Annotated in this window: 30 protein-coding genes; 6 read left to right on the top strand and 24 right to left on the bottom strand. The window is 34.3% G+C overall.

From position 1 onward, the window contains the following. Position 1 precedes the first annotated feature (1 nt). Positions 2-580, bottom strand: coding sequence for a GDYXXLXY domain-containing protein (locus M2M59_RS15205; protein WP_249775011.1), 579 nt, complete (start codon positions 578-580; stop codon positions 2-4). Continuing rightward, entirely contained in the window at positions 567-1,658 is a 1,092-nt protein-coding gene (locus tag M2M59_RS15210; RefSeq protein ID WP_249775012.1) for a DUF2157 domain-containing protein, read from the bottom strand. Before M2M59_RS15210 ends, M2M59_RS15205 begins: the two co-directional genes overlap by 14 nt. A 286-nt stretch (positions 1,659-1,944) precedes the next feature. On the opposite strand from M2M59_RS15210, the gene M2M59_RS15215 reads away from it, so the two are divergent. After that, on the top strand, positions 1,945-2,340 hold the full coding sequence (locus tag M2M59_RS15215; protein WP_249775013.1) for a VOC family protein: 396 nt from the start codon (positions 1,945-1,947) through the stop codon (positions 2,338-2,340). An 89-nt stretch (positions 2,341-2,429) separates the two neighbouring features. On the opposite strand, the gene M2M59_RS15220 is transcribed toward M2M59_RS15215, so the two are convergent. The 6 genes from M2M59_RS15220 to M2M59_RS15245 form a co-directional block, all read right to left on the bottom strand. After that, positions 2,430-2,927 (bottom strand): GNAT family N-acetyltransferase, encoded by a 498-nt coding sequence (locus M2M59_RS15220; RefSeq protein WP_249775014.1) that lies wholly within the window; start codon positions 2,925-2,927, stop codon positions 2,430-2,432. Between the two features lie 93 nt (positions 2,928-3,020). Next, on the bottom strand, positions 3,021-4,397 hold the full coding sequence (locus M2M59_RS15225) for an NAD(P)-binding domain-containing protein (protein ID WP_249775015.1): 1,377 nt from the start codon (positions 4,395-4,397) through the stop codon (positions 3,021-3,023). Further along, positions 4,384-4,605, bottom strand: coding sequence for a hypothetical protein (locus M2M59_RS15230; RefSeq protein ID WP_249775016.1), 222 nt, complete (start codon positions 4,603-4,605; stop codon positions 4,384-4,386). The genes M2M59_RS15225 and M2M59_RS15230 overlap by 14 nt, the downstream gene beginning before the upstream one ends. A gap of 90 nt (positions 4,606-4,695) precedes the next feature. Then, positions 4,696-5,109: an arsenate reductase (thioredoxin) gene (gene arsC, locus M2M59_RS15235; RefSeq protein ID WP_249776037.1), complete on the bottom strand. Its 414-nt coding sequence runs from the start codon at positions 5,107-5,109 to the stop codon at positions 4,696-4,698. A gap of 15 nt (positions 5,110-5,124) precedes the next feature. Beyond that, positions 5,125-6,171 carry an ACR3 family arsenite efflux transporter gene (arsB, locus tag M2M59_RS15240; RefSeq protein ID WP_256467878.1) on the bottom strand — a complete coding sequence of 349 codons (1,047 nt, stop codon included), beginning with the start codon at positions 6,169-6,171 and terminating at the stop codon, positions 5,125-5,127. A 2-nt stretch (positions 6,172-6,173) separates the two neighbouring features. Then, a complete protein-coding gene (locus tag M2M59_RS15245; protein WP_150285527.1) occupies positions 6,174-6,488 on the bottom strand; it encodes an ArsR/SmtB family transcription factor in 315 nt (104 codons plus the stop codon). 206 nt (positions 6,489-6,694) lie between these two features. On the opposite strand from M2M59_RS15245, the gene M2M59_RS15250 reads away from it, so the two are divergent. Further along, positions 6,695-7,468 carry a Cof-type HAD-IIB family hydrolase gene (locus tag M2M59_RS15250; RefSeq protein WP_249775017.1) on the top strand — a complete coding sequence of 258 codons (774 nt, stop codon included), beginning with the start codon at positions 6,695-6,697 and terminating at the stop codon, positions 7,466-7,468. Positions 7,469-7,499: 31 nt separating this feature from the next. Further along, entirely contained in the window at positions 7,500-7,952 is a 453-nt protein-coding gene (locus tag M2M59_RS15255) for a GNAT family N-acetyltransferase (RefSeq protein WP_249775018.1), read from the top strand. Positions 7,953-8,108: 156 nt separating this feature from the next. On the opposite strand, the gene M2M59_RS15260 is transcribed toward M2M59_RS15255, so the two are convergent. The 3 genes from M2M59_RS15260 to M2M59_RS15270 form a co-directional block, all read right to left on the bottom strand. Then, positions 8,109-8,561 (bottom strand): GNAT family N-acetyltransferase, encoded by a 453-nt coding sequence (locus M2M59_RS15260; RefSeq protein ID WP_249775019.1) that lies wholly within the window; start codon positions 8,559-8,561, stop codon positions 8,109-8,111. Positions 8,562-8,678: 117 nt separating this feature from the next. Then, the gene (locus M2M59_RS15265) at positions 8,679-9,170 is read right to left on the bottom strand and encodes a DUF2716 domain-containing protein (protein WP_150285531.1); all 492 of its coding nucleotides are present in this window, start codon (positions 9,168-9,170) and stop codon (positions 8,679-8,681) included. A gap of 438 nt (positions 9,171-9,608) precedes the next feature. Continuing rightward, positions 9,609-9,863, bottom strand: coding sequence for a DUF7660 family protein (locus tag M2M59_RS15270; RefSeq protein ID WP_150285532.1), 255 nt, complete (start codon positions 9,861-9,863; stop codon positions 9,609-9,611). A 706-nt stretch (positions 9,864-10,569) separates the two neighbouring features. Between M2M59_RS15270 and M2M59_RS16550 the strand changes: the two genes are divergently transcribed. Next, positions 10,570-10,749: a transposase gene (locus M2M59_RS16550; protein ID WP_223823632.1), complete on the top strand. Its 180-nt coding sequence runs from the start codon at positions 10,570-10,572 to the stop codon at positions 10,747-10,749. Between the two features lie 133 nt (positions 10,750-10,882). Here M2M59_RS16550 and M2M59_RS15275 read toward each other — a convergent pair whose 3' ends face one another. Further along, positions 10,883-11,707, bottom strand: a complete 825-nt coding sequence (locus M2M59_RS15275) for an alpha/beta fold hydrolase (RefSeq protein ID WP_249775020.1) — start codon at positions 11,705-11,707, stop codon at positions 10,883-10,885. Positions 11,708-11,910: 203 nt separating this feature from the next. After that, on the bottom strand, positions 11,911-12,243 hold the full coding sequence (locus M2M59_RS15280; protein WP_150285534.1) for an antibiotic biosynthesis monooxygenase family protein: 333 nt from the start codon (positions 12,241-12,243) through the stop codon (positions 11,911-11,913). A gap of 176 nt (positions 12,244-12,419) precedes the next feature. Here M2M59_RS15280 and M2M59_RS15285 point away from each other — a divergent pair, with 176 nt between their 5' ends. Next, entirely contained in the window at positions 12,420-12,776 is a 357-nt protein-coding gene (locus M2M59_RS15285; RefSeq protein ID WP_249775021.1) for a winged helix-turn-helix transcriptional regulator, read from the top strand. Positions 12,777-13,762: 986 nt separating this feature from the next. Here the strand turns inward: M2M59_RS15285 and M2M59_RS15290 are convergent. The 11 genes from M2M59_RS15290 to M2M59_RS16485 all read right to left on the bottom strand — a co-directional run bounded on the left by M2M59_RS15290 (position 13,763) and on the right by M2M59_RS16485 (position 22,777). Further along, positions 13,763-15,655: a TnsD family Tn7-like transposition protein gene (locus M2M59_RS15290; protein ID WP_249775022.1), complete on the bottom strand. Its 1,893-nt coding sequence runs from the start codon at positions 15,653-15,655 to the stop codon at positions 13,763-13,765. 73 nt (positions 15,656-15,728) lie between these two features. Then, positions 15,729-16,226, bottom strand: coding sequence for a GNAT family N-acetyltransferase (locus M2M59_RS15295; RefSeq protein WP_249775023.1), 498 nt, complete (start codon positions 16,224-16,226; stop codon positions 15,729-15,731). A 124-nt stretch (positions 16,227-16,350) separates the two neighbouring features. Then, positions 16,351-17,778, bottom strand: a complete 1,428-nt coding sequence (locus M2M59_RS15300) for an NAD(P)-binding domain-containing protein (protein ID WP_249775024.1) — start codon at positions 17,776-17,778, stop codon at positions 16,351-16,353. Positions 17,779-17,781: 3 nt separating this feature from the next. After that, entirely contained in the window at positions 17,782-17,985 is a 204-nt protein-coding gene (locus M2M59_RS15305; protein WP_249775025.1) for a hypothetical protein, read from the bottom strand. Between the two features lie 9 nt (positions 17,986-17,994). Further along, positions 17,995-18,279 carry an iron-sulfur cluster biosynthesis family protein gene (locus M2M59_RS15310; protein WP_249775026.1) on the bottom strand — a complete coding sequence of 95 codons (285 nt, stop codon included), beginning with the start codon at positions 18,277-18,279 and terminating at the stop codon, positions 17,995-17,997. A gap of 1 nt (position 18,280) precedes the next feature. Next, entirely contained in the window at positions 18,281-20,056 is a 1,776-nt protein-coding gene (gene arsA, locus M2M59_RS15315) for an arsenical pump-driving ATPase (protein WP_249775027.1), read from the bottom strand. After that, positions 20,056-20,424, bottom strand: a complete 369-nt coding sequence (arsD, locus tag M2M59_RS15320) for an arsenite efflux transporter metallochaperone ArsD (protein WP_249775028.1) — start codon at positions 20,422-20,424, stop codon at positions 20,056-20,058. The genes arsA and arsD overlap by 1 nt, the downstream gene beginning before the upstream one ends. Positions 20,425-20,486: 62 nt before the next feature. After that, the gene (arsC, locus tag M2M59_RS15325) at positions 20,487-20,903 is read right to left on the bottom strand and encodes an arsenate reductase (thioredoxin) (protein WP_249775029.1); all 417 of its coding nucleotides are present in this window, start codon (positions 20,901-20,903) and stop codon (positions 20,487-20,489) included. A 12-nt stretch (positions 20,904-20,915) separates the two neighbouring features. Then, positions 20,916-21,968, bottom strand: a complete 1,053-nt coding sequence (gene arsB / locus M2M59_RS15330) for an ACR3 family arsenite efflux transporter (protein WP_249775030.1) — start codon at positions 21,966-21,968, stop codon at positions 20,916-20,918. Between the two features lies 1 nt (position 21,969). Beyond that, a complete protein-coding gene (locus M2M59_RS15335; RefSeq protein ID WP_371923792.1) occupies positions 21,970-22,287 on the bottom strand; it encodes an ArsR/SmtB family transcription factor in 318 nt (105 codons plus the stop codon). A 358-nt stretch (positions 22,288-22,645) separates the two neighbouring features. Further along, positions 22,646-22,777, bottom strand: a complete 132-nt coding sequence (locus tag M2M59_RS16485) for a hypothetical protein (protein WP_256467883.1) — start codon at positions 22,775-22,777, stop codon at positions 22,646-22,648. Between the two features lie 411 nt (positions 22,778-23,188). Here M2M59_RS16485 and M2M59_RS15340 point away from each other — a divergent pair, with 411 nt between their 5' ends. Beyond that, positions 23,189-24,361 (top strand): hypothetical protein, encoded by a 1,173-nt coding sequence (locus M2M59_RS15340; protein ID WP_249775031.1) that lies wholly within the window; start codon positions 23,189-23,191, stop codon positions 24,359-24,361. Positions 24,362-24,423 lie beyond the last annotated feature (62 nt).

Below are 24,423 nucleotides of genomic sequence, written 5' to 3' on the forward strand. Positions count from 1 at the left end.
TCTATTTCGTCGACTGAATTTCCACTTTGTCTAAAATGGCATGCCCTTTTCGGACTTTAATAGTTGCTATGGCAGAAGTCTTGTTTGCCGGCTGACTAATGGCATTCTCTAAGTCCTTCCCTGTATTTTCGGGGACAAAGAATTTATCTAATTGATAATTAATTTCTACAACTTGATTATCAGGTCCATTGCTTGAGTTCAAAGGAAAATAATTGATTTCCCCTTTTAAATAAATACCTTCTTCAGGTTGATCCTTTACTACCTTCTTCACAATATCCATACCATTTTCATTTTTCTCTAAGACTGAATAGACAACTACTGGCTTATCATAAAAAGAAGAATTATTCACTCTAAAATAATCTTTTAATTCCTTGTCTAATTTCGAAATATTTACCTCTTCCGCTTTGTAGTTTACTCTAACATAATCCCCTCTGAACAAATCAGTGGGATCTACTGGTCTTGTTTCTAGCTTTATCGTGTTTCCTGTAGTTATCGTTAGAAATGGGGGAATAGACATTCCTATCAATATAAGAATAGGTAGTGAAAAGGCAATTAACTTCTTCCAGTTACTCTTCAGCAATTGACTTTCCCCCTTTCTTTCTTTGCTTATCTATATAAATACCGAAGCCAATGAATATGGCTCCCCCTATGACAAATACCAATGATTTTGGTAAAAAGTCATAAGAAATATCTATATAAAAACGAAGGATTAACACGCACAAAATCATAATATTCAGCAGGCTACCTCTCTTAATAAAGAAGAGCACTAGTACTAAATACGCCAAACTGAACACAATATAAAATGATTCCCCAAACAATGAATTTCTCCAGAAGTAGCCAAATGTTAGGATGATCCCACTGACACCGTGAATTAGGTGTCCTTGAATTTCAAATATGCCCTTCAGCTTCTCCCTTACAGGAATAAACAGCATAGCGATACCAATTAAAAATATAAATAAAATAGCAAGAACGGCTATTGGACTATCATAGTCTATAAAAGTAAATGCCAGTAAAACAGCAAATTGAATCGTTAATATATTCATGAAGAACACATAAGGAACTGAATAGTGGATATGCTTACTGATAAGATACATAATAGGCAGGATAACTAGCATAATATATGGCAGAGAAGTCTCACCATCGAACATGTAATTCATTTGATAGATAAATAGTAAAGCTGTTATGAATATGAGTAGCAACTTATCTTTCAAGACATATGCAATAGGTATCCCTCCTAAAGCCCATACCAAAAATGCATTTCGGAAAGAACCTCCCAAGTTAAACATTTGCCCTATCAGGAAGATACCCGCACCATAAAACAAAAAGCCTATATAAAACAAAGTTCTGGCCATTTTTGGATTATGGTTTTCTATTTTGAGTCCGACACCATTGACTCCAATCACTGAAATAATTATGAGCAAAAACTTTACCGTTTTACTCATATACATCCAATTACTTGCTATAAAGCTCAACATCCCGATCCCAATCAAAAATGCACCCACTGTAAGAAGGATACGAATAAAATTCGGATCACCCGTTATCTTGTAGTGCCCTAAAAGTTCTTCTTTTTGTGCAGCCTGAATGGAACCTTCTTTCTCAAAAAAGTCTAATTCCTTCTTCAACCATTGATATTCCGACTTCTTAATAGACCTTTTCATATTGCTAACCCCCTTTCGATCTTTCACCAATTTCTCTTTATTTCCCACTATGTTATAGTACGTAAATTCAAAAATAATTATGATACATACCTATAATACCGTATATCCGTTACTCTTTTGTAAAAGTATTACAAACCTGGACGCTTTATTTTTGAAAACAGTTCCCTCTTCTTATAATTAAAAATTTTATACACCCTTGAAGGATATTAAAGCAAAATGGGCGTATATAGATTAAAAGAATCTTTAACCTTCAACACAAAATTTATAATTGGAGAGGTTGTTAAAAATGGGAATACAATTAAACCCTTATCTAATGTCTACAGATGCAAAAGGACAGGCGAACTTTTATGTAGAGGCCCTAGGTGGGGAAATCATTACACTTAAAACATATGGCGAAACCCCAGGAACCCCGGAAGCAATAAAGGATAAGGTGATGCATCTAGCTGTGAAGGTGGCTGGAGGCAATACGCTTATGATGTCCGATACTTTAGAACAGGCACCTCTTAATACCACCATCAGTCTTGCATTAACATATGATAGTGAGGATGACGCTAAAGAGGTATATGCAAAGCTTGGCGAAGGCGGCGAATTTAAGCATCCCTTTGAAAAACAAGTTTGGGGCGAATACTATGGAGACCTTGTAGATAAATACGGGGTTACCTGGATGGTAACTGCACCATAAAGCAGTCTAAATATCCATTAAAAAAGAAAGAACTGATACGCTCTACTTCAGTTCTTTCTTTTTCTTTATGTAAATAATAATATATTCAATTAAACTATATTTTTGCTTCTGCGCTCTAATAATATAACATCTCTCCAAACACCGTGATGCTGTGCTATCTTTTCCCTGTATCCAATCTTACGAAAACCTAGCTTCTTGTGCAAATTTAAACTTGCCTTATTTTCTTTGAAAATAGAAGATTGCAATGTCCAATATCCTTGTTTTTCACTTTCCTCTATTAGTTTTGAAAATAATACTGTACCAATCCCTTTGTTTTTTACTTGTGTTGTTATGTATATACTAATTTCGCCTACTCCTTTATATACACTCCGACTAGAGACAGGGCTTATTGCTATCCAACCAACTATTATTCCGTCTTTTACAGCAACCATTTTACATGTGGAATCATGTGATGCAGTCCATTCTTCAAAAGACGGTGCTTCAGTTTGAAATGTAGCATGTCCTGTTGCAATACCTTCTAAATAAATTTCCTTAACTCTAGACCAATCTGTATCTAACATTTTTCTAACTTCAAAATTATTCGCCATCCAAAAGATACCCCCTGTGATACTTGTTATATGATTAAGAAAAGAAACCATCTACTATAATGGTCTCTTTTCATATATATCCTGTTTCCTTTATTAACAACAAGAAGAATCGGCATTATTTAAATTTGTACTACAAACCCCAGTCTCAGGCAAATCAAGCTCCACTCGTTTGGAGGCTTCTATATCCCCTGCGAGATAGGCAGTAATAGAACGAACTTGTTCATAACCAGTCGCCATTAAGAATGTGGGAGCACGACCATAGCTTTTCATGCCAACAATATATAGTCCATGTTCTGGTTGACGAAGAATTTCTTCCCCATGAGGACGGACTGTCCCACAGCTATGAAGATTTGGATCGATTAACGGTGCTATTGCTTTCACACTTTCTGTTGCCGGGTCAATAGATAATCGAAGCTCTTGCTCAATTGAAAAATCTGGGCGGTTGCCTGTATTAACAATTAACTCATCAATTTCCTTAATAGATACCACTTCACCATTGTAGCGACCTATAAGCTCCACTTGTTCGTTTATTGACTTAACTTGCATTGTATAGAACGGTGTATACACTTCCACTTTTTCTGCATCAACTAAGGAATGGATTTTCGTACCTAAAGCCCCTCTTGCCTCTAATGCATCTTTTTCTTCTCCACCGAACGCATCCGAGATATGCTTTTTGCGTAATATCCAAATTAGTTTTGTTTGTGGATATTTTATTTGAAGATCTGCTAATTCAAGCAATGTATTTATGGCGGAATGCCCGCCACCAATTACTGCAATCGTTTTATTTGCATAGCGGGTTGTATTCTGCACAATATCGGGAATGCCGTATTCAATATAATCCTGACAAGCCCTTTCAGAAGACAGCCAAACGCCATTAGAAGTAACTGGATTTGGATTACCCCATGTCCCGGTTGCATCAATAATGGCACGCGCTTCTACAATTTTCAGTTCTTGATGATTATCAACATAAATTTCAAAGGGTTGTTTTTCACGATTTTTCGTTTTCATTTTGTCATTTTCCTTCCGAGAAATAGAAACAACCTTTGAATTATAATAAATCGATTCTTTTATCACAGGCAATTCACTTAATGGTTCTAAATACTGTTCTATTAGTTCTCTACCAGTTGGTAAAATATCATCTTGAGGTGATTCCCAGTCCGTTTCTTCTAGCAATTTGCGTGCAATCTTATCAATATTGTATTGCCATGGACTAAACAAATGAACATGTTGCCACTTGCGAATATTATGAGCTACACCTTGGCCTGACTCTAAAACAATAAAAGGCACTTTATTCATTGCTAAATTTGCAGCTGCAGCAAGACCCACTGGACCTGCCCCAATAATAGCTACTGGTAAGTCAAGATTATACGACAGTTGGCTTGGTATTTCTGAGCAGCAAGAAGTTTCTTTTATTGTTTCTGCACCACAGCATGATGATGTATTTGTCGTAAATAGTTTAATTTCTTTCATTTTCATTCTCCTTCTTTTCTATGTGTTGTATTGCTTGTATAAAACGCGAAGCCGTACTTTCCCCATACAAATGTGGGTTGCCCTTAAAAAATTGATCACGCATATATTGTTCCGCTTCTTTTAAAGGAATTTGTCTCGACTTCATCACTAATTCTAGGTATTGAATAAAGTACTCTACTGATAATGTACTTGCATGATTAACTACCATTCTAATCTCCTAACAGTCACAACTTGACATACAAGTCTATTTTATATAAGTAAACCCTTATATATAAATTGAAAATAATGCCTAGAATCTCTAGGCATTTGTTTGAGCAAATTCTCTAATGCGTTGACCAATAGCATCGCGAACTGTTTGGAATACTTGCCATACCTCATCATCTGAACCAGTTGCTTTGGCTGGATCATTGAACCCCCAATGTTCACGTTTCACTTGAGAGGGAGTCAGAGGACATCTAATTTCAGCATCTCCGCACAAAGTCACAACTAAATCGGCTTGATTTAGATATTCACGATCAATCATTTCAGATTGTTGATTAGAAATATCAATCCCTACCTCTTTCATTACTTTCACAGCCTTGGGATTCAATCCATGTGCTTCAATACCGCCACTACGTACTTCCCATTCAGAATCCAAATACTTTTTTCCAAACCCTTCAGCTATTTGACTACGGCAAGAATTACCCGTGCATAAAAAGTACAATTTTTCTATTCTATATCCTCTTTTTCAGCACTTAAAATATCTGTCTTTCCACTTCAACGAAACACCTACTAACGCTATGAGAACAGGCACTTCTACTAACGGTCCAATAACTGCTGCGAATGCTTCGCCACTGTTTATACCAAATACAGCGACAGCCACTGCAATAGCTAACTCAAAGTTGTTGCTTGCAGCTGTAAAGGACAGGGCAGATGTCACTGGATAACTTGCTCCAGCTTTCCTTGAAGCAAAGAATGACACTACAAACATAATTAAGAAGTAAATCAATAATGGTACTGCAATGCGTAACACATCAAGTGGTAAGGCAACAATTTTGTCCCCTTTTAATGAAAACATCATGATGATTGTAAACAACAAAGCGATTAATGTAAGAGGTGAAATTTTAGGGATGAATTTCTCTTGGTACCACTCTTTCCCCTTCAATCTAATACCGATAAGTCGCGTTAAAATGCCTGCAGCAAATGGAATACCTAAATAAGTTAGGACACTTTTAGTGATGTCCCACATGGAGATTGTTAGCGATAAATTCTCCATACCAAACCAACCAGGCATGACATTTAAGAAGAAATAAGCAAAAGTTGAGTAGAACAGTATTTGGAATATGGAATTAAATGCTACTAAACCAGCTACGTATTCACTATCCCCTCTCGCTAAATCGTTCCATACTATAACCATAGCAATACAACGTGCAATACCAATCATAATCAGTCCTGCCATATACTCTGGATAATCATGTAAAAATATGATTGCTAAGAAGAACATTAAAAATGGACCTAAAAGCCAATTTTGCAACAAGGACAGGACTAATACCTTCCAATCCTTAAATACTCTCCACATTTCCTCATATTTTACTTTTGCCAGTGGAGGATACAGCATCACTATAAGGCCTATGGCAATCGGAATAGATGTTGTACCGACAGATAATTTATCTAATGTATCCTTAAACGAAGGAGCAATCATGCTCAGCACAATCCCTAAACCCATCGCTACGAAAATCCATACTGTTAAATAACGATCGAGAAATGATAATTGTTTTGTTAATGGCTTTCTCACATTTATGCCTCCCCTTCGTTAATCGAGCAAAGGCAATTTTTCAATGGGATAGGCGCTAATTCATCAATGATGGCTTGGATATAAGGCGTTTGACTATCATTTAATCTATAGTGCTTCCATGTCCCTTTTTTTCTTTCTAGAATAATATCAGCTTCTTTTAATTTACGTAGCTGCTGGCTTACAGCTGGTTGTGAAACTTGCAATATATCAACCAAATCACATACACAAACCTCACCATTCTTCAAACTGGCTAACAACTTTAATCGATTAGAATCACTAACCGCTTTGAGCTGCTTCTCCATCAATTGTAAATCCATACTCATCACCTCATTTATATATAAGCATTACCTTATATAACCGTACGCTTATTTATTAAAATATGCAAGAGTATAAAATTCGTGACACTCAGCTTACTATTTAATTACTTATAATTAAAAGATGACGCAATTTTTTGATTTGTTAATATATATTTTTTTTATATAATTAAGTATACTGACTTTTATCTTTCGAAAGGAGGCTTCTGATGGGTTATAAGATTGTATTTTTTGATGTGGATGGAACTTTGACAGACCATAGAGACGGCAGTATCTCAGAGAGCACTAAAGAGGCCATCTTAGCTTTAAAAGGAAAGGGTTTAAAGGTTGTCGTCGCAACAGGTAGACCCTTATCCATGTGTCACGAGTTAAGGGCGTTAGGCATTGATACCTTTATAACTGCTAATGGTGGATATGTGAAACATAAAGAACATGTTGTTCATAAAGTACCTATGGATCAAGACATTTTGCGCTCTTTTATTGAATTTGCCGCTACTGAAAATCATGCCCTATCATTCTATACGGAGGATTTCAGTATGAATGGCGTAAAGAATGAAAACATATTAAAGGCCTTAAAGGAAACTTTATCATTGAGTGATTATCCTGCTTCAAACCCACATATACATAATCTTGAAGTGTACTTAATGTGCCTTTTCGCAGACGATGACATGATGAATAGCTATAAATTAAAATTCCCAAATCTACTATTGAAAAGATGGCATCCTTTTATATTGAATGTTTTACAAGAAGACATTTCCAAATCATTAGCGATTAATAAAGTTTTAAATTATTTTGGTTTTGATAAGTCAGAAGCCATTGCATTCGGTGACGGAGAGAATGATATTGATATGTTGGAATTAGTAGCACTAGGTATTGCCATGGAGAATGGCAATGAGGAATTGAAAAGGGTTGCAGATTTTGTGACTAAAAAGTCTAGCGAAGATGGTATATCTTTTGCTTTAAAAAAATTCGGGATTATATAGCTCCCGATAGTTTAATTAAAAGGAGATATAAATGGAACTACAAACTGAAAGACTTATAATCACACCGTGCACTAAAGAGGCATTACAGGAGTTTTCAAAAACCGAAGAATATGTAATCGGTCTACATGTAGATATGTATTTGTTAGCATTAAAAGATGACCCTTCTCTTTCAGGATGGGGTGTATGGCTTGTGATCAATAAAGAAGATCATACGATTATTGGCGATATGGGGTTTAAAGGAAAACCCGATTCACAAAAAACAGTGGAAGTAGGCTATGCAATTATCCCCTCCGCTCAAAAGAAAGGGTATGCAACAGAAGCCGTGAAAGAAATAATTAACTGGGCTTTCTCCACTGGAAAAGTAGAAAAAGTAGTCGCTGAATGCTTGCATGATAACCACTCTTCCATAAGGGTCTTAGAAAAACTGCAAATGAAAAGAACGGAACCTAAAAACAATATGCTGAATTGGGAATTGGAGAAATAAGGATTATTGCTGTTATTCAACTTCTACAAGAATAATTGAAAAAACATGAAAGCACTCTATTTTTCAATAAAAAACCCGTTTTGAATAAATTAATTCAGAACGGGAGTGACCCTTCAGGATATGCTACTGCACATCCTAAAGTAGAATTTTTTCACTTTATACTTTCTTCTCAAGCATGGTCAACGTTAAACCACCATCAACCATCATTTCTTTTAATTCTACAAATCCATTCTTTTTATAAAAGTTTATTGCAGGTGCATTTTTAGAGCCTGTTGAAACAATAATTGTTTGAAATTCTTTTCGAATGCTTTGAACAAAATCTAATAGTTCCCTAGCAATGCCCTTTCTAAAATGTTTAGGATGGACAAATAATCGGTGTATATCCATTACACCCTCTTCTATCTTTAGAGAAATGATTCCGCTTAGCTCTTCTTTTATATAAAAACCATAAAAAGTTTCTCCGCTTTGTTGCAAGCTCTCAACTGTATCTTTAAGTGGCGGCAGTTCATAAAAATCTATTAACTCTGCTTCTACTTTATACGATAACAATTGAACGTTTAATACTTCATTAGCAAATTTCGAATTCGTCATATCAATTTCTTTAATCAAATCCCTTTCCCCCAATTAGATTTTTTTATCTATGCCTTATTGGCATTTTTCGTATCTCTTTATATATGACTTAAAGTTGGGAACTCATTTATTACAATGCTATATAAAGTTAAAGAATTAGCCCTGTCTTAAAATCTTACGAAACATTCTAGGCTTGTTTTTATTAAAAGCGTCTATTAGTTCTTTTCCAAATATAGTTATACTATTTTCCCAAGGATGTCCTAAAATGCCCCACATAAAATCCTTCTGAATAAAGAAATAGTAATCACCATTCGGAAAGATTGGTATAACCCATTCTCCGAATTCATCCCTTTCGAATTCTAAGCGTGGATTTATCCAATAACATTCGTGTTGCCAATCGAGTGCTAGTATATATTCTCCAAGCATTGTGCACTCTTTAAATACATCTAACACTTTTTCTTCAAGGTCATCATAAGCACTTAAATCTGATGAATCTCCGAAATAGCCAGAAACATTATAAGTTATATAAGGGTGTGGAACATTAAAAGATGGAAATATAGACGTACTTGGTTCGAATTCAAAATCATTATATATCCGGTCCCAAATTTGACCCATTTCTTTTTCTAAAAGCGGAACCCAATTCTTCATTAAACTCCCCCTTTACTATCTAAACAGTTGAACATTTATAATCTGTATTCTCAACTTTATTATTACATTATTTCAGTTAAGTTGGTTATTCCCTTTCGTCCCTCTATGTAAAAAGCACGATCCAATTTTGAATCGTGTTCATAATTAGATTATTTATTTCAGGTGAATATGTCAGTAGTAGCTTTAAGATAAAGTTTGAATAAAGTCCCTAATAAACCCTTTACACTAAGATTAATAAGAAGCATCCATTAATCAATATGGATGCTTCTTTAACATTTTTTAGTTAATTTAAAGTAGTTTGATTATTTTCTACAGTATTACCTCATAAATGCGCAAAATTATGGGAATACCACCTTTATCTGAAGCCTTTATTATGATTGTTTTGTATATTTAATAAATCCTTGTTGTACAAAAGCAAAGCTCCCCAATAGTCAAACATCATTCATATATACTCGCAGCAAATAGTATTAGAGATATAATCTTCCAAGAGGGTTGCTTAGGAAGTATTTGAGTATCATATACATTATATTCATCCATTTCATTAACACAAGCTTCCATCGCTTCTAAGTAATCTTCAAGTGTTATATTCTTCCACTCATCCTTATTAATTTTTAAATCCATTCTTAATTGATTTATAAATTCAATTAAATCTTCTGGACTATTTACGTTATCTGCCATTTCAAATATTTCCATCTTTATGCCACCTTTATTAATAATTTTCATCAAAAGACTAGGTATTTCCTTCTTCTATTAAACTTTTACTAAATATTCAAATAATAATATCAATCTCCTCCACTATCCCCAAGGTTTAATATTTTTTATACCCTTATAATAACATTAACATAGGAAACTGGTTTTGTTGTGTAAATAACTCTATCAACAGTCACCTTGTATGACCGCCTCTATGAATTGATTCGAAGAATTCACTGGGATAAAAGTTCCTCTACTTTCAGAGAATAAAATAACCTCTACTGGATATTTTACCCACAGAGGTTGTTTTCATTAGATCTTATTATTTGTATCCGTCCTTTATTAAAAGCCAACCTAATGTTACATGATAAAATAATTCTCGACTGGAACACCAGTAAAACAAATAAATTTTCGCCAATACGCCCTACCTATATATTAAAAAGTTGTCGCCTGTTCTACCATTATATAGAAAATAATTTATACATATAAAAAATTACTTTATACCATACTTACAGGCTTGATTATTTTTATCGGTACTTATTCAACAAACGCGCACGATTGTTGAAGATCATTATTGAAGTAAAGCCCCGTTTAGTTTAAATGGAGAACATTCCCGCCATGTGGCTCGCGGCGATGTAAAAACCCGACTACCGGACAATCCATACAATGCAAAGAATTGGGATTATGTAGAAGAGGACAACTTGTTCATTTGTCCGAACGGCCGCCGTGTTCACTTCAAGAAGTACATGAAGAAAAAGAAACCCTCGGCTTTGTACAGGACTTCAAAATCTACGAATGTGAAGAGTGTGGTGATTGTCCACTGAAGGCTTTGTGCACAAAGGAGAAGGGGAACCGACACGGGGACCTGAAAAGGTGCAATGGCTCATAACTTGCTAAAAGTGGTAGGCCTCTTGTGCAGAAACCACCTTATAAAACGAAAAATCAAAAAAAAGGTGGAGAAAACGATTTATTTTTCTCCACCTTCTTCATTTTAGGGACTTTTTAGACAGCCCCTTCATTATTTATGAATTCACCATAGAACTTGCAAGTTCTTCAATTACTTTTGCTGTTTTTACTACATCTTCCGCAACTAATAAGTGCGTGCAGTTTTCAAACGGAATCACTTCAGAATTCGGAATCTGTTCCTTCATGTATTCCGCTGTTTCTTTTGAGTAAAGTGTACTCTTATCTCCATACACAATTTGTGTTGGTACAGTGATTTGTGGTAACACGTCACGATAATCGCCAACTGCCATCGCATGCCACATTGCCGCTAATACATGAGGGGTATTGCCGTTGACTACTAAATTGAGCTGCTCTTCCATCATTTCACCAGTCATGTATGGGACGGTCACTTTAAAGAAAGGCTTTGCGAATTCCATCAAGCTATCATTGATCACTGTCAAATCATTCAATAAGTCTTCCCTCATATATTTCCCGTGATAAAGACCTAAATTCCAATCCTCTTCATTGACTAATTTTGGTGTCATGTCGAACAACGATACGGCCTTCAATCTGGATACACCGAAGTTTTTTACATACTCGAATGTCGTAGAAACCCCCATCGAGTGTCCAACTAATGTGACATTCATCAAGTTAAGATGCTCCATTAGTTCTTCCAAATCGGAAGCGAATCTCTTCAATGTCAAACCATGCTCCGGGCGATCAGAAGCGCCATGTCCTCTCAAATCAAAAGACACTACATTGAACTTTTTGCTCAATTCTTCAAATGGTTGATCGAATGCTGTATGATCTGATGACCAGCCATGGACGAACACAATCGGTTGTCCTTCTCCTTTTTGCTGATAATACAATTTGACGCCGTCACTTGTTTCGAAAAATGCCATGATCCTTTCCTCCTTCTAGTAGGTCTCAACATAAAGTTGTTGTTAATTTGTTTATAAAAACACTCTATTGCATAACTTTTTCTACCATAAATAAAGTTTACTCCTGCATTATCTTAATAAGGTTGCCGCAGGTATCGTCGAAGACAGCTATTGTGACTTCGCCCATTTGTACAGTTGTAGATGCTATTTCTCATTTATAAAAATTAATATGCATTCGTTATATGACTTCCCCATTCACGGATAGGTTGCAACCAGCTAACGCTTCTTTCCACAATTAAATCATCCACTCTTACTTCGTAATTCTTGCGGTATGGTTTAGTAAATTCTTCATCAAGCCAGCTATCTCTCGTGCCTTTCCATGTTTCATAAATGAGCAGTTCATCCGGTTGATCCAGATTATCCGAAACAATAGCGCTAATAAATGCCTTTTCGGATGACATCTCCTCAATTAGAGAAAAAAGCTCCTTGCGGAATTCTTCTTTCTTCCCTGGTTTAGCCTTAAAACGAATATTGAGTTGAACTAGTTGATTGGTCATATTAACTCCTCCTATAAATTTTATATTTTGCGGCGATTCCGTTACACCATTCCCCAAGTACTTGAAGAACAACTTACAAGATATAGTATCCTTTAGTAAGCACATTAACGGAAGTACCTACTTTTTTGTGATATAGTAACTAAAAAGTAATAAATGTGGAATGGAGAGGTTTAGACTTGAAAAAATTTAGTTGTGGTTTTGAAGTGACAAAGGAAGTTATTGGCGGAAAGTGGAAAGGTCTTGTATTACACTTTTTAATGAATGGACCAAAGAGAACGAGTGAATTAAAGCGCATTGTCCCAAATATATCTCAGAAAATGCTGATTCAAACACTTAGAGAGCTTGAAGACAGTGGACTTGTGAGCAGAAAGATGTATAATCAAGTACCACCGAAGGTTGAATATTCATCCACTGAACTTGGAGAATCTCTTAAACCTATCTTGCAGGAGCTTTGTCAATGGGGAAGCCATTATGCGGAGCAAGAGTATGCAGAAGGTGAATATGAAATCGCACAACCAGAAGAGGCTTCTTAATGAGGAAACCAACTTATAACATCTTATAATACCTTATATGTAAGGTATTTTATTGTTGTACTAAGATTTAGCTATTTTAATTCTAAGTAGATGGCCTCGACAGATTCTTTAAGAACATCAAAGCTTCCTTAATATAGTTAAAAAAGGGGGTGGCGTCCTTGGAATTTTTCTGACGCTAACCCATTTAATATAGGGATTCTGTCCTGTTGTAACATAAGTAGAGCTTCTTTACTTTTTACTACAGGATTACTGGCACGACTATTAGAACAGAAAACAGTTACCAATTAGGTAACTGTTTTCTGTTCTCTATATAAAATACTGAATTAATCTCACTCTGTTTCCAAATAGGTTCTCATTATCTATAGAACAACCCTTTCGGGAAGGAAAGCCGATAAAAAACAGGAGTTAAAGAAGAGTAAAATGAAATAAAGTTCTTCCCTAACAATCAAATAAAACAGTGAGGAAAAGTAAGATGGATCAAGCCTTTTTTAGGCTTTTCCTCCCGCTCTTTTCTCTTGCTTATTCAGCACAAATGTTGTCATACGGGCTTTTTCCCACTTTGATCAATTATTCGCTCAAACAAAAAATCGGGATATCGTACCGATGGTACGACTCCCGATCCTGGTGAAGTAAGCATACTTAATGTTGTATCTGCTCCCGCTTTCCCTCCGTTCAGTACCAACTTATTTACAGCAGGTACGAACTTGAATTACGAGGGAAAAACTTATTTACAGAGAGACAGTATAATGTGAACAGATAATAAAGTTGTAAACTATCCTTTGCTTAAATGCTTGAAGTTACAGCTTTTTTCAAAAAGTTTTGATTAATAAAGTTGTAAACTTAATTTACAAATAAAACAAGTAATAGTATTCGTATTAATAATAAAGTTGTAAACTTTGATGAGCAATTATGTATAATCTATATAATAATTACAGCAATACTTTAATTTAATCTAAATTTAGTATGAATATTTTAAAACATCGCCTTTAAAAAACCTTGTTATGATTTTCAACCAAAGTTTGTATATATTCTTTAATATCTCCAACTCCTTCTCTTAAATTTTTCCTAATTCCTGCAACTTCTGCAACTTTATTAATTGAAACTCTCTCATTTTTAAATACTGTTTCAAGAAAATATCTAACTCTTCGCTTTTGGAACTCTTCAACGGATTCATAAGCAGAATCTAAATATGTAAAGGTCAATGGCATACTGTCTCTTTTAGAATTCAATGGCTTTTTAAGACCAATCAAATCAGCTATCCTCGCTGTTGATTTTCTAACTAACCTTCCCTGGTTATTTTCATAGTCTGTCCACTTGTTAACAGTTCCCTTCACTTTTATGGAGAATTCAGTATCTATCTTATGTAAATCATTTTTTCGTTTTTTATAGTTGTGCTTCACTTTTTTGTTTGGAGAATTATCCTCTAACCATTTCACATCATATTTTCTAAGCCAACCATATACAGCCCTATTTATGTTATTTAATTCCTCTCGATTATATGTTGGGTTGTTCTCTCTCAACTCTAACCAAGTTAATTTATAGTCTTGAGTTTTTCTAAATATCTTCTGTTTTCTTTCTTTTTCCTTTTGAATTTTATTCTTATATATATTATCTCTATCTTTTAAAATCTTTCTTATAGTAGGCTTAGATAAATCGGTAAGCTTAGCTATTTCATGGGTTGTTAGATTTTGTTTAATTAATTCGTCGAACTTTTCTTCCCATATATGGCCTCTCTCCATTATCCTATTGTTAAAGTATCTCACTTCTAAGGGGTTTTTTTCACCTACCCTTAATCGATATTTAAAACCACAACTGCATATCATATCTCCTTGAATTTCTCTATTGGTTCGATGAATACTGATGTCTACTTTTTCAACAACCTTTTCTAAATAGTGATCAGCTAAAGCATTCATACAAATCCAAGGACCTTTTCCAAAAGGTTCAAAAGTATATTCCTTTTCAAAGAAATTACGTGCTGATCCGCAAATTGAACGAATTAATAGCAAATGTCTAATTGGATGAAGGTATTTTAAGGATTTAACGCCATTAGTATATTTTAGCCATGAAGATTTATCATTAGCTTTAAAAGCGGAATTTAACGTTTCAAGAAACTCAAATGGGTAGTATCCTAATATTACTTCATTTAATTTTTCCTGCCTCTTTAACGTTGGAAAAGCAATTCCTCTTATTTGAAAGAGTATTTCATATTTCTTGTAAATTTGCTCGTCAGTTAAGAAATCAAAATTCTTTTCTAAAATGTATTCCACATCTTCCGTTAGATTTAGCAAACATTGTTGTATTTCTTTATCGTAATCATCTTTACATATCTTAATTTCATTTGTACTAGGCAAAACAAATTTACTACTACGTAATCTTAATATATCTAGAGGAATTGGATATTTACTTAGTGATATAGAATGTTTATTACAAACAAATATACCTGGTATTTGATGAATCCTTTTCCAATATCCTTCCCCATATTTATTATATTGTTCTTTTAAACACTGGGGGCAATAATACAAATATTCCTTAGGTTTTACGTCTCCACTTAACTTTCCAAACAAACTTACTTTATTTGAATTAATAAATTGATTATGCTTTAGCCTTTTAAGCCATTCTTCACTTTTAAAAGCTCTTAGCAAAGGAATTAATGTGTGATTATAGATAAAGTAATTTAAACAATATTCTTTAGAAAATTGTTGTACTTCGGAAACTAATTTATTTACACCCACTGGTAGTTCAAAATCTGAAAGTTGAGCTTTACCTATTAGTTCATTCAATGTACTTGATTTAACATTACTACCTATATGAGAATGATATCGAGCTAAAATACTGTAATATAACTCATCGTTATACGGTTTTGGAAAGTAACCAATCATTTTTTCTCCTTGTTATTCGTTTCTTTTTCCATTTATAATTTACAACCTTAACTACGAAAAAGCATAATTGGATTTAATTTACAATTTCACTTCTACGCTCCAATAATAAAACATCTCTCCAGACACCGTAATGCTGCGCTATTTTTTCCCGATATCCAACTTCCCGGAATCCCATTTTCTTGTGTAGTTTTAAGCTTGCAGTATTCTCTTTAAAAATAGAAGATTGTAATGTCCAAAAACCTTCATTTTCACTTTCCTCGATTAATTTTGAAAGAAGCAATGTCCCTATTCCTCCACTTTTTGCCTTTATTGATACATAAACACTTACTTCTCCTACTCCTTTATATACAACCCGGTTAGATACTGCACTAATTGCAATCCATCCAACAACTAAGTCTCCCTTTACAGCAACAAACCTACATGTAGCATGATGGGAAGTTGTCCATACTTCAAATGATGGAGCATCAGTTTGAAAAGTGGCATTTCCTGTCGCAATACCCTCTAAATAAATGTTTTTCACTGCTGGCCAGTCTGTATCTAACATCTTTCTAATTACAATATTATCTGTCATAAAGTATCCTCCTAACAACTACGTAAATGTTTATGTAAAACATAATATAATTTTATTTAAGAAAAGAAACCATTAATTACAATGGTTTCTTTCTTAAAGATTTTGCTTTCACTTGATTTACTAATTAACAACAAGAAGATTCATTATTATTTAGATTTATACTACAAACTCCTGTTTCTGGTAAATCAAGCTCAACACGTTTTGAAGCTTCTACATCTCCTGCTAAATAGGCTGTAATGGAACGCACTTGTTCATAACCAGTTGCCATTAAGAATGTTGGTGCGCGTCCATAACTCTTCATTCCAACAATATAAAGCCCTTGCTCTGGTTGTCGAAGAATTGCCTCTCCATGAGGGCGAACTGTACCACAACTATGAAGATTTGGATCGATTAGCGGTGCAAGTGCTTCTACACTTTCTGTTGCTGGGTCGATAGATAACCGAAGCTCTTGTTCAATTGAAAAATCTGGACGGTTACCTGCATTAACAATTAACTCATTAATGTCTGTAATGGATATCACTTTATCATTATAGCGACCCATAAGCTCTAATTGTCCGTCCATTGATTTAACTTGCATTGTGTAGAATGGTGTATATACTTCCACTTTTCCTGCATTAACTAATGAATGAATTTTCGTTCCCAACGCTCCTCGTGCTTCTAAAGCATCTTTTTCTTCTCCACCAAATGCATCCGATACATGCTTTTTGCGTAATATCCAAATTAGTTTTGTTCGTGGGTATTTATTTTGAAGATCAGCTAATTCAAGCAATGTATTAATGGCAGAGTGTCCGCCGCCAATTACTGCAATAGTTTTATTGGCATAGCGAGTCGTATTCTGGATAATATTGGGGATTCCATATTCAATATGTTCTTGGCACTCCTTTTCAGAAGAAAGCCAAACCCCATTAGAAGTAGCTGGATTTGGATTTCCCCACGTTCCAGTCGCATCAATAATGGCTCGGGCTTCTACGATTTCCAATCCACGATTGGATTCTACATAAATCTCAAATGGTTGTTTTTCACGATTTATGGTTTTCATTTTGTCATTTTCTTTCCGAGAAATAGAAACAACCTTTGAATTATATTGAATCGATTTTTTTAACACAGGCAGTTCACTTAATGGTTCCAAATATTGTTCTATTAATTCTTTCCCAGTTGGTAAAATGTCATCTTGAGGAGATTTCCAGTCTGTTTTTTCTAGCAATTTGCGCGCAACCTTATCAATATTGTATTGCCATGGACTAAACAAATGAACATGTTGCCATTTACGAATGTTATGAGCTACATTTTGACCCGACTCCAAAACAATAAAAGGTACTTTTTGTAACGCTAAATTTGCTGCTGCTGCAAGACCAACAGGTCCTGCACCAATGATTGCTACTGGTAAATCTAAATTATATTGTATTTGGCTTGAAGCTTCTACTACCTTAGTTTCAGGTGAAGAACAGCACGATGTTTCATTTACTGTTTCTGATGTACAACAAGAATTATTAGTAACTTCCTCTCCACAGCAGGATGATTGACTTGAAGTAAATAGTTTTATTTCTTTCATTTTTTACCCCTTCTTTTCTATTTGTTCTATTGCTTTCTTAAATTGTAATGCAGTATTTTCCCCATATAAATTAGGGTTACCTTTAAAAAATTGCTCATTCATATATTGACTTGCTTCTTTTAAGGAGATTTGTTTTGCATCCATCACAAGTTCCAAGTAACTTATAAAATACTCTACTGATAATGTGCTTGAGTGATTAACAGTCATAATAAAATCCTAACAGCCACAACCTGGTGTGTACCCGTCTAATACCAAGCCCATTTCTCCATTTTGTTCTTCAATATTAATAGTGACACCTTGTAATTCTTTAGCCATTTCAGGCATGATAGCAATTTTTACGTCGTTTACTATCTCTATTTGATCACCCTCTTTAGCTGGCTCAAGACCAACCGCTAGATTCATTCCACAACATCCTGCAATTCCATAAAAACGAAGTGTATCTACATTACTTTCTTCCAATGCATTTAAGATATATTCTTTTGCCTTTTCAGTCATATTCATCTTATTTTTCCTCCAATAAACTGTGTAATCCATCTAATCCTGTTGGTTCTTCTAGACTCCAAGGAATTAAGACAGTTTTTTTATTCGATAAAGAATTAACTTTCTCTAACCATTTAGATTCATGTTTAGCTTTTTGCGATAATAAAGGATGCTCTGTTTTTAGATTGTGGAATGATTGATTCACAATCCAATGGGAAATATGCAACCCAGCTCTTTTAAGATCATTTTGTAAACGCTCAGCTTCATAAACAGGTGTTGCTTCGGGTAATGTTGTAATTAAGACCGATGTTTTAGCTGGATCCCTTAATGTAGGTAATAAATGTTGTATAGCAATCGGTATATCGCCAGAAGAACGACTTATTTCCTTATGATAGCTTTCTGTAGAATCAAGTAACAACAGAGTGTGACCAGTTGGTGCTGTATCGATAACGATTATTTCATTTGGATGTGATTCAATGACTTCTGCAAACGCTCTAAATACAGCTATCTCCTCAGTACAAGGAGATTCTAAATCTTCGCGTACAAAGGCAAGACCATCTTCATCCATTGATTCACTTGCTTTTAGTAATACTTCTTTTTTATATTCCTCCAGAACTGTTTCTGGATTAATATTACTAATGGATAATGATTCTGGTTTATTATCACCGAGTATCCATTTAATGTGCGCTGCGGGGTCAGTTGTTGTTAAATGTACAGGTTTACCTTTTTCGGCAAGACCTAAAGCAATAAGTGTTGCTACGGTAGTTTTTCCAACGCCACCCTTTCCCATCGTGAAAATAACACGTTTAGGATTTTCTATAAACTCGTCAATTAACTTATGAATGGAAGACGAAGTAAATGGATAATCTTCACCTATATTTTCTGAAGAGAACTCATTGATAGGTTTATTGTTAAACCATGCGTCCATTCTTTCTAATGATGTAATTGTATATGGAGCGAGTGGCAAGGTATACGTAGGTAATTCAACTAATTCCTCTGGCATTTTATCCAAAGCTGAAGACTGTCGTTTTTTGAAAGCACTAGCATAAACATCTTCTGAATCACAAACCTCTAGTACTCCATTAATTATTAGCTGTTGATTATCGATTCCTATTTCGGAAAGTTCTTGAGAAGCTCTTGCTGCCTCTCTTAATGGATTGATATCAGGACGTGTAACTAGCATCAATGTAGTTTGATTAGCATCTGATAAAACATCGACTGCTTTTTTGTACATTTGTTTTTTACCTTCTAACCCAGCTAAAGGTCCTAGACAAGATGCTCCGGATGAATTATCTGTTAAAAAACCACTCCAAGCCATTGGGAGTTGCAGTAAACGTAACGTGTGACCTGTAGGAGCTGTATCAAAAATAATGATGTCAAATTCCTCATGAACCTTTTGGTCAGTTAATAATGCTGAGAATTGATTAAAAGCTGCGATTTCAACTGTACAGGCTCCAGACATTTGCTCTTCCATAGATTGAATGGCTACCTCAGGTAACTTATCTCTATATGGAGCGATTACTTGTTCTTTATAATCATTTGCAGCTTGCACAGGATCTAAATTTAATGCATATAACGAAGTTGTTCCTTGAATCAAGGATGGTTCATTTGTTAAAGACTGATTGAAAATATCTTGTAAATTACTAGCTGGGTCAGTACTAATTAACAAAACACGCTTATTATCACTAGCAATGGAATATGCCAAGCTACTTGCAACAGAAGTCTTTCCAACCCCACCTTTGCCAGTAAAAAAGAGATATTTCGTTTTAGGGAAATGTTGTTTTGTAAAGCGTTCCATTACAGACCGCCGCCTTTTGTATTTAAAGATAAACGTACTTTCGGTTTTTTAGTTAGTTCTCCGATATCTTCCCCAGTCCAATCTGCAAACTCTTCATTTGTTGGATAGCGGTTAGTCATCATTAGCTCACCATTTAAAAATACATAAGGTAACTTATTTACTCCCAAAGAATTAAGGATCTCATTTACATGTATATTGTCTACAAATGCTTGTGGATCACTTGATAAGTTATGACGCTCAATCGGATAATTTTTGTTCTGTAGATTTTTCACAATAAATGAAACGCGTAATAATTCTGGATCAATAGATGGTCCACATATTCCACTTTCACAACACATAGCTGGATCATAAATTTCAATTTTCTCCATTATTAACTCTCCCTACATAAGTAATTTCTTATATATATATTTAAAACAAAGCCTAGAATTTCTTATCTAGGCATTTGTTTCGCAAAATCTTCTATACGTTCACCAATAGCATCTCTTACATCCTGAAATACTTTCCATATTTCTTCTTTTGACCCTGTTGCTTTCGCAGGGTCCATGAAACCCCAATGTTCCCGTTTAACTTGTGGAGGCGTCATAGGACACTTATCTTCAGCATCCCCACATAAAGTCACAACTAAATCTGAATGGTTTAGATATTCAAGGTCAATTATTTCTGATTGTTGTTTAGAAATATCGATACCGATTTCTTCCATCACTTTGACTGCTTTAGGATTTAATCCATGAGCTTCGATACCAGCACTGCGCACTTCCCATTCAGTGCCTAAATATTTTTTTCCAAACCCTTCTGCTATTTGACTACGACAAGAGTTACCTGTGCATAAGAAATATAGTTTTTTCATTTGTACACTCCACTATAATTTGATTTTAAAGTACTTTTTCTGCCATCTTAACGCAACACCTACAAGTGCTATTAGAACCGGTACTTCAACTAAGGGGCCAATAACTGCAGCAAATGCTTCCCCACTGTTAATTCCAAATACGGCTACTGCCACTGCTATTGCTAATTCAAAATTGTTACTTGCAGCTGTAAAGGAGAGCGCAGCTGTTACTGGATAACTTGCTCCAGCCTTCTTAGATGCAAAGAATGACACAATAAACATAATTAAGAAGTAAATTAATAAAGGAACCGCAATACGTAATACATCTAATGGTAAAGCAACAATTTTATCTCCTTTTAATGAGAACATCATTACAATTGTAAATAGTAAAGCAATTAATGTAAGGGGTGAAATTTTAGGGATGAATTTCTCTTGATACCAATCTTTCCCCTTCAATCTAATGCCGATAACTCGTGTTAATATACCTGCAGCAAATGGGATTCCTAAATAGATCAGAACACTTTTTGTAATTTCCCACATGGAAATTGAAACAGATAAATTTTCCATACCGAACCAGCCAGGCATTACATCCAAGAAGAAATAAGCAAAAGTTGAATAAAATAAAATCTGGAATACAGAGTTAAATGCAACTAAACCAGCTACATATTCATTATCACCTCGCGCTAAATCATTCCACACAATAACCATCGCAATACATCTAGCTATCCCAATCAGGATAAGCCCAGCCATATATTCTGGGTAATCACGTAAAAAGATGATTGCTAGGAAGAACATTAAAAATGGTCCTAAAAGCCAGTTTTGCAATAAGGACAGGACTAATACCTTCCAATCCTTAAATACTCTCCACATTTCTTCATATTTCACTTTAGCAAGTGGAGGGTAAAGCATAACAATAAGACCTACTGCAATAGGAATCGATGTGGTACCGACAGATAGTTTATCTAATGTATCCTTAAAGTTTGGAAAAATAATGCTTAATACTATACCTAATCCCATTGCAAGGAAAATCCATAATGTTAAATAACGATCTAGAAAAGATAACTGTTTTGTTAAAGGTTTTCCCATGTTAAGCCTCACCTTCTTCAAGAGTGCAAGCACAATTATTCAATGAGATAGGCTCTAATTCATCGATAATAGCCTTAATGTAAGGGGCTTGAACTTCATTTAACCTGTAGTGCTTCCAAGTCCCCTTTTTTCTTTCTAAAATAATATCAGCCTCTTTTAATTTACGTAATTGTTGACTAACAGCTGGTTGAGAAACTTCTAATATGTCCACTAAATCACATACACAAACTTCGCCATTTTTTAAACTGGCTAATAATTTTAAACGGTTAGCATCACTAACTGCTTTTAGCTGCTTTTCCATTATTGATAGCTGAATCATTTTATCTCCCCCTATATATAATTATTCTCTTATATAAGAATACGCTTATTTTATAATATATGCAAGAGGTTAATAATGTGTTACTTGTAAGCGAGACTGTTAGCTTTTACTTACAGTTAATTAATTATACTTTATAGAATCCCCCTCAATGGACATACCTATTTTAAATTTTCACTAGTTACTTCTTTTTTCTTATCCAAAATAACATATATGATAAATGCTATAGGACCGGTTAAAAAAACGCTTATTAACCAAATTAAAAAATATTGTTTACTAATTTTATTTCTCTGAAATTCCATTGTGATATATGAAAGCATTAAAATAATTAATAAATATATGCCCATTATAAATATCTGACCTAACAAACATATCTCCTCCAATTAGCACCATGTATTTGATTGAAAAAGTTGCATATGACTGTTTCTGACAATTGCAATTCCTCCCGTTCTGATGCTTCTTTGCTAGATAAATAAGCTTTTATTGAACCCATGTTAAGTCTCACCTTCTTCAAGAGTACAAGCACACTTATTCAATAAGATAGGCTCTAATTCATCGATAATAGCCTTAATGTAAAGGGCTTGAACTTCATTTAACCTGTAGTGTTTCTAATCCCCCTAAATCACATACACAAAGTTCGTTTTTGTTTAAACTGGCTAATAATTTTAAAGGGTTAGCATCACTAACTGCTTTAGCTGCATTTCCTTTATTGATCGCTGATTCACCTCACTCCGTTATATAACCGTTTTCTTATATAAGCGTACTCTTATAAGTTATTATATGCAACAGAAAAAAATCATGTTAATAAAATTTTTTAATAATTTTATTGTAGTAAAATGTATATTAAAATGGAATAAAGTGAAATTTTGTATTTAAATTGGATTTTATGGAAGGGATAGTACTAATGGTTGGGGTTTATAATGATAATCTTAATGACTTTACAAGAAAATACTTTATTAAAGGTAATGAACACTTAATTAAAGATGTAAATAATTTTCCACTTGAGTATGAAAGTATCAAAAATTCTCTTATTGAACAACTCTTAGTTCATGACAGCATTACTTTTAAAGTTTATGGAGAGAATATTCCGATAGCTTTCTTAATAAATACTTTAGGGCTTAAAACTGTTGAAGCTTTATTAGAACAAAAAGCAATCAATTTTGTATTATGGAACTCAGGAGTTACTTATAATGTGGATAATATTCCTGGCATTTTCCCTCTTCAGTCTTTTAACTTTAGCTCAAGCGTTCATATAGATCCCGAAGAATCAATTATGAGTGGCTTAAAATTTTTGAGTAATTCCTATTCAAGAAAGATAAGAAGAAATATTACTCGAAAAGTAATAAAGAATTATAAGTTACCCCCCAAAAACTTGGCAGAAGATGCTGTTAGGTTTGGTCATGAGGGCTACAAGGACAATTTATTTACTGACTTAGGGTTACCAATGGAAAAGGACATCATGGATTTAAATCAACAGGAAAGAAAACGACTTGTGAATCTTGCTACACAGTGTTACGATCTAACTTTACTATCAACTTACCAATTGAACACATATAACTCTTTTGATTTATTAACCCTAAATCGTAGTGAATTTCAAAAATTAAAAGATTTAAATGCTATAGAAAATGTTGTAGATGAAATTTTTAGAATTGAGGGAGTGCCAACATTTTCACAATTAGTGAACGAAGGTTTATTTGATGTTAAAGATCTCCCGAAAATTAGAGAAGGTAAAAATGCTGAAAAGTTTAGGGCTTGGATTGATAGTACATCTTCTCACTCAGATAGATATGAAATCACTAGAGAATACATTAATACAATTACTAATTCTAAATCAATTTTAGAAAGACCTATTGGGAAACTAACAAGAGTACTTGGTGTTACAGCGTTAGGAGGTATTATTGGAAGTACAGTTGCAGGACCTATAGGCGCTCTGTCAGGCGCCGTAGTAGGGAATACTATGGATATAGGAATTAGCCTTTTCGATTCGTATGTACTAGATAATATCTTTAAGGGATGGACGCCTAAGTATTATATTGATAAGCAAGTACGTCCTCTAATTAAGAATCAAACTATTTAGGTTAATGATTGTATATTTTCATCATAAGCTCTTTCTAAAAAATAAAAACATCAATAAAGTTA

Source organism: Rummeliibacillus sp. G93 (assembly GCF_023515935.1).
Taxonomy (GTDB): Bacteria; Bacillota; Bacilli; order Bacillales_A; family Planococcaceae; genus Rummeliibacillus; species Rummeliibacillus stabekisii.

Coding starts and splice junctions, on each gene's coding strand:
- M2M59_RS15210 (WP_249775012.1), bottom strand. CDS start 1,658: ATGAAAAGGTCTATTAAGAAGTCGGAATATCAATGGTTGAAGAAGGAA.
- M2M59_RS15215 (WP_249775013.1), top strand. CDS start 1,945: ATGGGAATACAATTAAACCCTTATCTAATGTCTACAGATGCAAAAGGA.
- M2M59_RS15220 (WP_249775014.1), bottom strand. CDS start 2,927: ATGGCGAATAATTTTGAAGTTAGAAAAATGTTAGATACAGATTGGTCT.
- M2M59_RS15225 (WP_249775015.1), bottom strand. CDS start 4,397: ATGAAAGAAATTAAACTATTTACGACAAATACATCATCATGCTGTGGT.
- M2M59_RS15230 (WP_249775016.1), bottom strand. CDS start 4,605: ATGGTAGTTAATCATGCAAGTACATTATCAGTAGAGTACTTTATTCAA.
- M2M59_RS15245 (WP_150285527.1), bottom strand. CDS start 6,488: ATGGATTTACAATTGATGGAGAAGCAGCTCAAAGCGGTTAGTGATTCT.
- M2M59_RS15250 (WP_249775017.1), top strand. CDS start 6,695: ATGGGTTATAAGATTGTATTTTTTGATGTGGATGGAACTTTGACAGAC.
- M2M59_RS15255 (WP_249775018.1), top strand. CDS start 7,500: ATGGAACTACAAACTGAAAGACTTATAATCACACCGTGCACTAAAGAG.
- M2M59_RS15265 (WP_150285531.1), bottom strand. CDS start 9,170: ATGAAGAATTGGGTTCCGCTTTTAGAAAAAGAAATGGGTCAAATTTGG.
- M2M59_RS15270 (WP_150285532.1), bottom strand. CDS start 9,863: ATGGAAATATTTGAAATGGCAGATAACGTAAATAGTCCAGAAGATTTA.
- M2M59_RS15275 (WP_249775020.1), bottom strand. CDS start 11,707: ATGGCATTTTTCGAAACAAGTGACGGCGTCAAATTGTATTATCAGCAA.
- M2M59_RS15280 (WP_150285534.1), bottom strand. CDS start 12,243: ATGACCAATCAACTAGTTCAACTCAATATTCGTTTTAAGGCTAAACCA.
- M2M59_RS15290 (WP_249775022.1), bottom strand. CDS start 15,655: ATGATTGGTTACTTTCCAAAACCGTATAACGATGAGTTATATTACAGT.
- M2M59_RS15295 (WP_249775023.1), bottom strand. CDS start 16,226: ATGACAGATAATATTGTAATTAGAAAGATGTTAGATACAGACTGGCCA.
- M2M59_RS15300 (WP_249775024.1), bottom strand. CDS start 17,778: ATGAAAGAAATAAAACTATTTACTTCAAGTCAATCATCCTGCTGTGGA.
- M2M59_RS15305 (WP_249775025.1), bottom strand. CDS start 17,985: ATGACTGTTAATCACTCAAGCACATTATCAGTAGAGTATTTTATAAGT.
- M2M59_RS15310 (WP_249775026.1), bottom strand. CDS start 18,279: ATGAATATGACTGAAAAGGCAAAAGAATATATCTTAAATGCATTGGAA.
- arsA (WP_249775027.1), bottom strand. CDS start 20,056: ATGGAACGCTTTACAAAACAACATTTCCCTAAAACGAAATATCTCTTT.
- arsD (WP_249775028.1), bottom strand. CDS start 20,424: ATGGAGAAAATTGAAATTTATGATCCAGCTATGTGTTGTGAAAGTGGA.
- arsC (WP_249775029.1), bottom strand. CDS start 20,903: ATGAAAAAACTATATTTCTTATGCACAGGTAACTCTTGTCGTAGTCAA.
- arsB (WP_249775030.1), bottom strand. CDS start 21,968: ATGGGAAAACCTTTAACAAAACAGTTATCTTTTCTAGATCGTTATTTA.
- M2M59_RS15335 (WP_371923792.1), bottom strand. CDS start 22,287: ATGATTCAGCTATCAATAATGGAAAAGCAGCTAAAAGCAGTTAGTGAT.
- M2M59_RS16485 (WP_256467883.1), bottom strand. CDS start 22,777: ATGGGTTCAATAAAAGCTTATTTATCTAGCAAAGAAGCATCAGAACGG.
- M2M59_RS15340 (WP_249775031.1), top strand. CDS start 23,189: ATGGTTGGGGTTTATAATGATAATCTTAATGACTTTACAAGAAAATAC.